This is a genomic window from Colwellia sp. BRX10-9 (assembly GCF_014077405.1).
In the GTDB taxonomy this organism is placed as follows: domain Bacteria; phylum Pseudomonadota; class Gammaproteobacteria; order Enterobacterales; family Alteromonadaceae; genus Colwellia_A.
Genome location: NZ_JACGVV010000056.1, coordinates 1 through 11,562, shown reverse-complemented (window position 1 = coordinate 11,562; position 11,562 = coordinate 1). Strand labels below are relative to the sequence as shown.

Genomic DNA, 11,562 nt, shown 5'->3' with positions numbered 1-11,562 from the left:
CGCCTGTGCTCATAACTGACACCGGTTTCTTTATCAACACCACATAAAAAGGCTTTGCGAACGGTTTGACTGCAAATATGATAATACGGCGTATCAGATAAACTAATTTGTTGTGAACGAGGCTTGGGCATGACAATCACCACACTTAACAGGGGGTAATTTAAGTGTAGTTTATTATTGAAAATACAAACAAGTTATTATGGGTGGCTTAATTAATGTTTTTTATGAGGAGTACCGATAACACTACTTAAATCACATCTAAAAATAGACTAGTTACTATCATCATGAACGTTTAAGAAACATATTACCCTATCTCCTAAATTTTGCTTCTAAAGGCATAGACTTATTTGGTGTTAGTTACCTGCGGAACTAAAAGATATATTCTGATATCATCAAAAAAACTGTTTTTTGCTTAATGGGTTTAGTCATATAATCATTCATTCCTGATTTAATCGCTTTTTCAGTATCTTGGATACTAGCATGAGCTGACATACCAATAATTACAGTATCATTATCAAACATTCTAATTTGTTCTGTGGCTTGTAGTCCGTCTAACTCAGGCATTTGTATATCCATTAACACTAAAGAATAAGTATTGTTTTTCATTTTTTCTACTGCTTGTAATCCATTCTCTGCTATATCAATTGAAATACTTAATGGCTCTAGTGTTTTTTTAGCTACAATTTGGTTGATTCTATTGTCTTCAACTAGCAAGATTTTTTTTCCATACAAAGCTGCTTTTAATTTTACTAAATCAAAATCAGCTGATTCTTCTATTTTTTTCTCTAACTTTTCAGTAGAGTATGTCAAAGGTATGGTGAATGTGAATTCAGTGCCTTTATCTCGTTCACTTTTTAGTGTGATTTCCCCCCCCATCATTTCGACTAATTGCTTACTTATCGCTAATCCTAATCCTGTGCCACCAAACTTTCTAGTGATTGAATTATCGGCTTGAGAAAAAGCTATAAATAAGTTTTTTTGTTGTTCTGGCGTTATACCTATTCCTGTATCTTTAATACTTAACTCTATGATAACGTTATTTTCGTTTTGTCTTTTTAGACGAGTGTTAATATCAATACTGCCATGTTCCGTAAATTTTATAGCATTACTAACCAAATTAATGATGATTTGTTCTATTTTTAGTGGATCACCAATTAAGTGGCTAGGAATCGAATCATCTAATAGGAAATTTAATGATATATTTTTTTTATCAATATCCGACTTACAAATTTGTGTTATTTTTTTAAGAATAGCACTAAAGCTAAATGAGATTTTTTCCAACTCAAGTTGCTTGGATCCTATTTTAGAAAAGTCTAATACGTCATTAATTATTTGCAGTAAGTGTTCACCTGAACGTTGTATTTGTTCAAGTGAATCATCTTTTTCAAATAAAACTTTGGTGTTTCTTCCTATTTCAGCAAAACCTAACACTGCATTCATAGGGGTTCTTATTTCATGGCTCATGTTTGATAGAAAAATAGATTTTGCATTATTTGCTGCATTTGCTTTATCAATAGCATCATTTAGCGCATTATTCTGAGACTTTATCTTTGATAGATTCTTTGAAATTTCTTGGCTCATGGTGTTTATCCCTTGAGCTAAAGTACCTAATTCATCCGAACGACAATCTTTAATTAAGTCTTTATAATTACCTAATGCAATGTTATTAACTGATTTGTTCATCACGATAAGTCGTTTAAAAACCAGCTTGTTCAAAAAATAAAGTGTAAGTGCAATAACGCTAAAAAGAAGTAGGGTGCCAACTAAAAAGAGAGGCAGAATAACAATACTTCCTTCCATTGCTTCTTTTGAAAATAAACTCATTGCATACCATTCTATTTCCTCGATATACACAATAGCGGCTATATAATTAATTTCATTAATTCTGATATCAATCGTTTTTACCAAATGACTATTAGTATTATTTTTTAGTTTTATTAAGCTGCTTTTATCTAGATCATCCCCGATGACTTGATGCCATTCTTTGTTGGACAAAAACTTTGAAAGAGAGGGATGATAACGACTGGTATTTTCATTCAAACTAGTACGAAATACACCATGATTATCAATAAGTACATCTAAAATATCTTGGTTAGAGGTACTGAGTAATTGATTAGTAATAGTTGAGACTAATGCGTAGCTTCCAACCGTTCCAATGACTTGATCATTTTCTCTTACTATATAATCAAAAAAAACATAGGTGTTTCCATCAATAGTATTAATATCAGCATCGACATAAAACTCATTATTTTCTTTTAGCTTTTTTGGTAGCCAAGAATTTTCTTCTAATTTCAGCGGAACCGTTTTTATGGTATTGCTCTCTTTATTCCAATCAATACTAGTAAGGGGGGCAATTGAAAGGATAAACCAGCCATAGCAATCTATAACTTGACAGTCTTTTTCAACAGACTGAATCGCTTTTGTTTTAAATTTTTCATTATCGTTATTTTTCATCCAGTCTTGATATGTATTATTGAGCAAGGAACGTTTAACTAGATTTAAGTTTTGTGTAAAATGACTGAGGGCTTTTTCTTTGTTGATAATGGCATGTTGAAGCACCATTTTTTTACCTAAATCTTGTTCAACTCCAGTAATAAAATCTTTTAAAAAATATGAAAAAAACACTAATACAAGAGTAAAAACCAAAATAATTAAAAAGATTATTCTAAGACGAATCGATTTGTTTTTTATGGATTTATTAGTCATCAATTGGGGCGATTTATTAATATTCTTACCGTAGTTATAAACCAAATATCATTATTAAGCAAAGCAAAGTCTATACTGATAAGGCAATACATTATATGTAACCTTATAGCTAAGGGCACCTGCTGTTAGCGTTTGATATCGGGTATGTTATCTCCCCCACTTAATTTAGGAGATAAACATGAGAATTACGCTTAGCCAAGAACAATGGCAAACCATCATTGACTATTGCCAGTGATCAACTTCGAGCTTTTATGCGTGGTGATCTGCTAATCATTGTAGGCGGACACCTGAAATAATTTATAATTTTTCGCGTCAAAATTAGTAAGAAAAAACAGTCATGAACCTTTTATAGTTTGGATGAAGTAGAATATTACTTTTAAGGTGATTTAGGTGAAATCGTCATATAAATTTAGATTGGTTTGGCGAATATTACTCAGACATCTCAATAAGCTGAACATAAAGAAATTGTAGATTTTATTTTAATAAAAATATTAATTGTAACTATATACGGTATCACTATTTTATCGGCTTACTATTTATCAATACACACTAAAGATATAGTTAATTTATTAGAACACTTGAATTACCATCGGGGGAAAGAGTTTCTTTCAAGGAGTCTCTATAAGTTTTTTCATAAATATCAATATTCATTTGTTGCAATATTAAAGTCAGTTTAGGAACCAATTTGTGATGTTTTTTATGGAGATAATGAAACAACGGTTCACGGCCTAGTGATTCACTGTAATGGCTGGTAGAAAATTTAGAATCGACGCTCTTAAAATAGGCACCTATCGTTAGAGGTAAAAGTAACACGTCAATTCTATTTTTATTTAACATATTAATACCTTCTTTGTGGCCATTAACTTTATAGCAGTCCACTTTCATTGTTGTTGATATTTTTTCCACAAGAATAAGTCCTCGAACACATCCCATCCGATAAAAACCATTTATGTTATTTTTATTCTCCAATAGCTTTTTATTATAAGTAAACATTCTGATATCAATATGATTAATTGGTACTGGAATTTTTATTAAGTTGCCATATTGATTTTCAATTTTTGAAATTCTTGAGACATCACCATCTATTATGCCATTGTTTGCCAAGACCAAAGATCTAGCAATGGGTACATGTATTACCTTTAATTCAATACCTATTTTTTGATATGCTTTTTGAAGTATTAATTCAGAAAAATTTTGTAATACAGCATCTTCCCCTCGACTCAACGTTATTGATTTTGAAAACGTTGATAGTGAGAAAAACGATAATAATATAACAAAAGCACAAAATTTCATAAAACACCCAACCTTTAGAGCGAAATATAATTATAGCAGATGTAAATTGAGGGAAAAGAAACGTTATTGTTTTGTTCAAATACCCTAGTGGACTTCCTTGACTTTGCTTATAAACACCTCTAGTTGAGGTTACAATGTAACCCATTTGTTTTCTAGCAAGGTTAGGGAAGTTCAGAATGTCTGTTTTGATGACACTGTGGGCTAATTATTGAATTGAAATAAACCTAAAAAATGTCGGCTTTCGTCTCATTGTGACTGCTAGGAATAGTGATTATGTTCTCAATTTACGAGCGCTTACTGTCCCAAAGCTTTAGGTATGGTTCTAACACCTTAGGTCTTCAAATCGGCATAAGTGACGGTTAAACAAAAGTCCAAACCAATTTAGTTTTAGCCTAATATTTGTAGGTTCTAATGTCCCCTTGGTGCGCTAAAGCGGAAATTAGCAAGTAGTTATAGCTAACGTCTAGTTCAAGGCTCAAAAAAGACACTCAGCGTTATTAGCAATAATGACTTAATTGAACGATAAGCAATGATTTAATATACTTCATTTCTCAGATTGTGAAATCATTTAACTTTATAAGTGACTATAGGTATGAAGACAATTGGCAAGCTCGCCAAAGAGTTAGATATAAATATTGAGACCATAAGGTTTTATGAAAAAAAAGGACTTATTTCTCAACCTATTAAGCCAGAAAATGGTTATCGTTTATATAGTAGTGCTATTGCAGACAAGCTTAGGTTTATCGCTAAAGCAAAAGCTCTTGGCTTTACATTAAAAGAAATATCCTCACTAATGTCTATGGAAAATAACTGCGCCCAAGTAGAAAGCCTAGGTTTGCAAAAATTGGATATAATTCGAAATAAAATATTTGATTTACAGCGTCTAGAGAACGTTATTAGTAAAATGACAAATTCATGTAAAACCAATCAAGACCAATATTCTTGCCCTATTATTGACTCATTAAAGTAATTGTTGACTCCGTATCTGTATACGGGGTTTATCGTGATTATAAATTACTTAGGAATGATTCTATATGATAAACAAATTACTCGATAAAGTTGGCTCTGGTGGGGTTTGGATAGCAGCCCTTAGTTGTACTGCCTGTTTTCCTGCATTAGGCTCGTTGGTATCCGTATTTGGTTTGGGATTTCTTTCGTCTTTTGAAGGCGTTGCAGTAAATACTTTACTACCTATTTTCGCTACCCTTGCGTTACTCGTAAATATATATAATTGGTATCGCAATAAAAGCCATTTAAGAGGTGCTTTAAGTATTCTTGGTCCTACAGCTGTTTTACTAACACTATATCCTCTTTGGCAATATGGTTGGAGCACCTATTTATTCTACTTTGGCATAAGTTTAATGGTCGTAATGTCAGTATTACGATATTGTAAAACCTATAAAGGAGATAATATGCAAAGTATAAAATTAAACTCAACAATAACTTGTCCTGAGTGCGGACATAATAAAACAGAAAAAATGCCAACCAATGCCTGTCAGTGGTTCTATGAATGTGAATCATGCAAAGCATTATTAAAGCCTTTAAAAGGTGATTGTTGCGTTTTCTGTTCTTATGGAACTGCTAAATGCCCACCAATCCAAGAAGGACAAGATTGCTGTAATAGCTAACCGTCTATGTCCGCCGTGGTGGCATTTTTACCAGCAATGAGAGAATTATTGGTTCGCTCAAACCTATGTGTTTTGAAATACCCATAGTTGACGTAACCATTTGAAGTGGCTTGATTTAAGCTTGGTAATAAACAGTTCATATTGAAACCATAATAATTATATTGGACAAAAATGATAAAATTTAAAAAGTTATTAATTTTTTTACTAGGGTTTAGTTTTTCGATGGCAACTCATGCTAATTCTTTATGTCATAGCTCATGTACCTTTGTTCTAAAAAGTGAACAGTCTGGTGAATACAGTATTATAAATCCCGAAAGAGCTGTTAAGCGAATGACACCTTGGTCAACATTCAAAATTCCACATTCTCTTATAGCTTTAGATACAGGCGTCATTAAAAATACTGAAGTAGAGCTTACTTTTGATATAGCGGATTATCCAATTCAAAAGTGGTGGCCTAAAACTTGGTATGAAGCTCCTATTTCTTTAAGGGAGGCTTATAAGTATTCGGCAGTTCCTATCTATCAAGATACAGCAAGTAAAATTAATAAAAAGAGAATGAGTCAATACTTAGCTGATTTTCAATATGGTAATCAAGATATATCATCAGGTATTGATAATTTTTGGTTGAATAAAAGTATAAAAATAAGTGCTAAAGAGCAAGTCGACTTCCTTCAACGCTTATATAATCATAAGTTAGCAGTATCGAAAAGTTCATTGATGCAGTTGAAAGACATCATGTTAGCTGAATCTACCGAAGATTATAAACTATATACCAAAACGGGAGCTGGTGGAGTCGATAAAGATAAAGCCCTAGGCTGGTATGTAGGGTTTATTGAAACCAAGAAAGAAACTTATTATTTTGCTTTAAATATTGATGGCAAGTCTTTCAAAGAGGTCATCAACACTAGGATTGATGCTGCAAAAGAGCAACTATCGTTAGCGGGAATAATATAACTTAATAATAAATAGCCACTTCAGAATAAAATGCCCTGTTGGTACTGAGCTAGTATTCGTTTTATGATGAATGTCGGCAATGGCCAAGCAGACCTTTGGCTATGATAAATTAAACAAAAATTAAGACCGCTTTGTAGCTTCCTGACATAATCGATTAGAACAACCCCTCTTAATAGGAAACACCATCCTAAAGTAGAACATACTTAAGGTCTTTATAGTCTCTGATAACTGTTGATGGGTTTAATAGATGTGTAGATTTACGGTTAAGAGGTGAAAAAAGTCAATTAAAGTCTAATTACATTGTTATATAACAGGACGATTATTTACAATTTATTTTGTTACATTAATTGCTACAATCTATCGATAAATTCGCAATATGTAATTTTTGAATCAGCGAGTATATATGAGCTTGCAACGCCTTCATGTGTACCGAGGCGTTACTTCTTGGGTCGCACGGAATCATCATGTAATTTATCCCCTAAAGACCTTATATCATCAGACTCACTTAGTTTAGGATCTGTCCGTAGTAAATTGGTCACTTGTTGAAGGGAATTTCTTTAGATACTATCTACAAATCAATAAGAGATAGTTATTTAGATTAGATGTAACAAATTGTTTATTAAAGCAAAAACGGGATTACATCGCTGTAATCCCGTTCTTTAATTTGGTGCCGCTACTGGACTCGCTTTATGGTTTTAACCTTATGATTCTTAATGCTTTATTCTTTGCTTTCTTTTGGTGGTACTGCTTTTGGTACTGCTTTTTAAAAGTGTTACTCACCCAAAATATAAAAACAATTATACGTCGTCGGTTCGAGTTCTATCGATAATCATTTTATCGAAAGTCGATTTAAACAACCCGCGCCCTATAGTTAGAGCCTCTGCGTAAGAGGTCAGATGATATAGGTCATTGTTCAAAAGGGCATATACAACTTGCCTGACAATGCCCATTATTTAGAGTAATAACAACAAAAATGTCTATTAGAATACAGGTATACCTCCCTTTAGCGCTATTTCAAAAAACAACCGTGATAACTAATTAGTATCTCGGCTGTTCTTCTTAAACACACGGAAATAATGGCGTTCGTCAAGTCATAAATGATACACATTTCGATTTAGTACACCATTTAGTACACCATTTAGTACTATAAAAATAATTTTATTTTTTGTTTGTAATTCAAATAGATAAGTGTGAATCTATAGCTGTCCGATATGGTTTTACACGACACTATAACGAATGAATATTAGCTGACGGTTTTGTTTTTAATTAAGATTGAATGCTATAAATGAATGCGACCCCAAGACGGCAATCTTGAGGTCGCACGGACAATAACGTCCACTAACAAAACAGGAGTCTCACCACAAATGAGCACCCCCAAACCAAATGTAGTCGATCCCGTTGATCAGATCAACGAATACAAGCTTCTAAACTTCCCTCTAGCAGTTGATAAGTTAAAGCTTATAAGAAAAACAGAAGTTTTAGCCCTAACTTGTATGTCAAAAAGTACCTTACATTTAAAACTCAAAGACGGCCTTTACGCACCATCAATTTCAATTGGTGATCGGGCGGTTGCATTCATTGAATATGAAGTTTTATCGGTTATTTCAGCGCAAATTCAAGGGAGAAGCAAAGAAGAAATACGCTTGCTTGTAAAAGAACTTGTAGCTCAACGTCAAAATATCACCGTAGGAGCGTAAGCATGGAATATATTAATGAAATGATCACATTCGCTCGTGAACAAGGTGCGTCGACAAATACCATAATTCCTGATGGAAAATTACGCCGCTATAATTCAGCTGAGAAGCCAAAGAGTCATGAAATTTGGGCAGTAGCGTCGCAAACGCATATTACTGTAGGCAATTGGCGAACTGGCATTCAACGTACATGGCATCCAAAAGGGCATGTGGTAACATCCCAAGATAAAGAAGTACTTAGGCTTGCCCGTTTATCATATAAAGCAGAGAGCGCTAAAAAGCAGCTTGAAGCAGCCAAAGAATGCAATCTTATTTGGTCGCAAACGTTGCCAAGTCATGAGCACCCTTATTTAACGCGTAAAAATATTCAAACTGGTATCGCTCGTGTCGATCGATTCAATAATCTAGTTGTACCGTTAAAATCACTCGCTGGGGAGCTTATGTCGCTTCAGTTCATTACCCCTGCAGGTGATAAACGCTTTAAAAGTGGTGGGAGTCTGAAAGGTAATGCCGCAATGATTGGAAGCCTTAAAAGCGCTACTACTTTACTTGTGTGCGAGGGCTATGCAACAGGTTGCTCATTGCACGAGGCAACAGCATTAACCGTCGTTGTCGCATTTAATGCCGGCAACTTAGATAGCGTCTGTACTTCACTCAAGCTTAATCATCCAATGTTAGAAATCATTCTTTGTGCCGACAACGATCACCGAGCAGAACAAAACGGTCAAAAAAATGTGGGGCTAGATAAAGCGAACGCCGTTGCTAAGGCTTTAAATCTTCAAATGATATGGCCTAAGTTTGATACCGACAGTTTAGGTAGTGATTTCAATGATGTGCACTGTCAGTTTGGCTTAGATGGCTTGCGAATAATGCTATCACCTTCTTTAGATTGTGAGATTTCATAATGACATTTTCAATGAATGTTGAAGAGTATGCGATAAAACAAGGCTTCCTTCATTTGCTACGACCATTACCAGATCCAATAAAGCCATCCGATTTAAAATCGTTAGAAACGTGTACGAAAACCGAACATATTGTTAATAATCCGACCCTTGGTGAAACCTTGCCTGAAAGGCTGGGTATGAGAACAATTTCTAGTGACTTTGATGCTGCAACTATCCCAAAACGTAACTGGATCATTGAACGCTACGTTTTAGGTAACTACATAGCAATTATTGGTGCTGGTGGCGCTACAGGTAAATCAATGATTACACTCTGCCTTGCTGTTTCAGTGGCATTGGGGAAAGATTTACTTAACTTAGGCGATACGGTTCAAGGCAATGCTTTAGTGATAAATAACGAAGATGACGATGACGAATTAGATCGACGACTTGCCGGCATCTTTAAGCTTTATCGAATAAAGAATCATGAAGTAACCGATAAGCTTTATATAAAAAGTGGTTATGGTGAACGGGTCACTATTTCAACTAACTCAACTATTACAGGTAGTACGTCTATGATGTCACCAAACGTTGAAAAAATTATTAAAGAAATTAAACGTTGTGATATTAAGTTGCTAATCGTCGACCCTTTTGTGAGTACTCATCAGGAGAGTGAAAACGACAACTCAGCTATCGACAATGTGATGAGCTACTACCGCCATATTGCGAGTGAAACGGGTGTGGCTATTTTCCTTGTTCACCATACGAGAAAAGATGGTGATGAAGCTGATAGTCGTGCCGGTGATGTTGATGTAATGAGGGGCGCGAGTTCATTAAAAGATGCCGCAAGACTTTGTTTCACCTTAGCAAAAATGGGAAAAAAAACTGCGAAGGATCACGGAATAGATGATAAAGCTAAAAATCAATTGTCGCGCTTAGACGATGCAAAAAACAACTTCACATTATCAGATGGCAAAGCCAAGTGGTTTAAAATGGAAAGTGTACAAATAGCTAACGGTGAGTGGCTGGGCGTACCTCGCTCTTATGACCTGCCAGATGCCATAAACGGCAAGGAGGCTAGCAGTGAGTCAAAAGAACACACCACCTTTAGCTATATCGTCCGTGGTGTTCTTTCGCTTAAAGGCCCAGAAGGTGGCGCTGTAAAACGACCTGAGCTGATGGATCAATTGTCAAAAGAGTCCGGTCATAAAAATACTAAGTTAGGTGATGACTTACAAGCACTACCTACAGGTTCATCTAATGCAAGGCGTGTAAATGTATATGGCCGTTTTTATCGAATCCATCAAGTTGAAGGTAACCATAGTAAGGCTGCAAAAACTATACACGTAATACTAGATGAATAGGTAATCCACATACCCGTTTATCCCCCATATTTAAGCGGACAACCTATTTCTATTGACCTAGAGAGAAGTTTATCCGCATATCCGCTAAAACTTCAGGGTATGACCGTGAAACATACCGTGAAACCACTGTCAATGCTGAATACCCGCATACCCGCATATCCGTCTACTACGTAGATGAACCAAGGTTGGGTATGGCTCAACTGCCGTAGTACTCATATGTTAAAACATTAAACTAATAATAAATAAAGAGGTAAACCATGAGCGAACTAACCACTAAACAAGATCGTTTCGTTGAAGAATATGTAATCGACTTTAACGCTAGCAGAGCTGCAATTAGCGCGGGTTATTCTGAAAAAACAGCTCGTTCTATTGCTAGCGAGTTATTAACCAAACCTGACATTCGTAGCGCTATCAAACAGCACTTAGATAAACTATCGACTGAAACTTTTATCAATCGAGAAATGATATTAACCGGTTTGTTGAAAGAAGCGATGGATAGAGGTGAAAGAAGTACTTCTGCATCGCGTGTTAACGCATGGGACAAACTTGCGAAGGTTTCTGGACTTTATCTTGATGTTCAGGTGACAACGACTGTTGATGATATTATACGTGATATAACACAACGTAATGCGGATAGTCGCGCTGTAAAAGGCTTGCTGCCGAAGGATAATTGTTGGATGCCGCCGTTAGAAGTTGACGAACAACGTGAGTATTATACTCGAAGAAAATAAAAGTAATATTAGCCCCCCCCCATAGTCCATACAAATAAATGTGGCGGGGGCATCTATATATACAGATCAATTATGGGAAAAATATTAAATTTTAAGCTTCAACACGTCTTTGGCTAATGCTAGCCTTATGTTCGCTTGGTACGATTAGTTGGCGTAAGGGATTGAAAATATTAATGTCTCCTTAGAGCCTTGAGTTCAAATGGTCAATGCAATGCTATCCTTAAACAAAGGAGCGCAGCTATGAAAAGAAGAACTCGTATTATCTATACTGCTCAGCAAAGAGCATTAATGTGGGAAAAATACCAACAAGG

The 11,562-nt window shown here is 35.1% G+C and carries 9 protein-coding genes and 2 pseudogenes; 8 read left to right on the top strand and 3 right to left on the bottom strand.

Annotated elements, in window-relative coordinates; genetic code table 11:
- From H4J69_RS20255 to H4J69_RS18910, 3 genes and pseudogenes are all read right to left on the bottom strand, one after another.
- Positions 1-131, bottom strand: a pseudogene (locus H4J69_RS20255) (transposase); the annotation flags it as partial.
- 238 nt (positions 132-369) lie between these two features.
- Positions 370-2,706, bottom strand: coding sequence for an ATP-binding protein (locus tag H4J69_RS18915; protein ID WP_182252032.1), 2,337 nt, complete (start codon positions 2,704-2,706; stop codon positions 370-372).
- 561 nt (positions 2,707-3,267) lie between these two features.
- The gene (locus H4J69_RS18910) at positions 3,268-3,999 is read right to left on the bottom strand and encodes a hypothetical protein (RefSeq protein WP_182221981.1); all 732 of its coding nucleotides are present in this window, start codon (positions 3,997-3,999) and stop codon (positions 3,268-3,270) included.
- 592 nt (positions 4,000-4,591) lie between these two features.
- Here H4J69_RS18910 and H4J69_RS18905 point away from each other — a divergent pair.
- The 8 genes and pseudogenes from H4J69_RS18905 to H4J69_RS18870 all read left to right on the top strand — a co-directional run bounded on the left by H4J69_RS18905 (position 4,592) and on the right by H4J69_RS18870 (position 11,251).
- The gene (locus tag H4J69_RS18905; protein WP_182245121.1) at positions 4,592-4,969 is read left to right on the top strand and encodes a MerR family transcriptional regulator; all 378 of its coding nucleotides are present in this window, start codon (positions 4,592-4,594) and stop codon (positions 4,967-4,969) included.
- Positions 4,970-5,033: 64 nt separating this feature from the next.
- Positions 5,034-5,424 (top strand): annotated as a pseudogene (gene merC, locus H4J69_RS18900) (organomercurial transporter MerC).
- Positions 5,412-5,627 carry a GDCCVxC domain-containing (seleno)protein gene (locus H4J69_RS18895; protein ID WP_070373754.1) on the top strand — a complete coding sequence of 72 codons (216 nt, stop codon included), beginning with the start codon at positions 5,412-5,414 and terminating at the stop codon, positions 5,625-5,627. The pseudogene merC and the gene H4J69_RS18895 overlap by 13 nt, the downstream one beginning before the upstream one ends.
- A 171-nt stretch (positions 5,628-5,798) precedes the next feature.
- On the top strand, positions 5,799-6,581 hold the full coding sequence (locus H4J69_RS18890) for a class D beta-lactamase (RefSeq protein ID WP_182245120.1): 783 nt from the start codon (positions 5,799-5,801) through the stop codon (positions 6,579-6,581).
- A gap of 1,364 nt (positions 6,582-7,945) precedes the next feature.
- Positions 7,946-8,278 (top strand): AlpA family transcriptional regulator, encoded by a 333-nt coding sequence (locus H4J69_RS18885; RefSeq protein ID WP_182245119.1) that lies wholly within the window; start codon positions 7,946-7,948, stop codon positions 8,276-8,278.
- Between the two features lie 2 nt (positions 8,279-8,280).
- Positions 8,281-9,180 (top strand): toprim domain-containing protein, encoded by a 900-nt coding sequence (locus tag H4J69_RS18880; RefSeq protein WP_182245118.1) that lies wholly within the window; start codon positions 8,281-8,283, stop codon positions 9,178-9,180.
- Positions 9,180-10,520: an AAA family ATPase gene (locus tag H4J69_RS18875; RefSeq protein WP_182245117.1), complete on the top strand. Its 1,341-nt coding sequence runs from the start codon at positions 9,180-9,182 to the stop codon at positions 10,518-10,520. Before H4J69_RS18880 ends, H4J69_RS18875 begins: the two co-directional genes overlap by 1 nt.
- A 257-nt stretch (positions 10,521-10,777) precedes the next feature.
- Positions 10,778-11,251: a terminase small subunit gene (locus H4J69_RS18870; protein ID WP_182245116.1), complete on the top strand. Its 474-nt coding sequence runs from the start codon at positions 10,778-10,780 to the stop codon at positions 11,249-11,251.
- Positions 11,252-11,562: the final 311 nt, after the last annotated feature.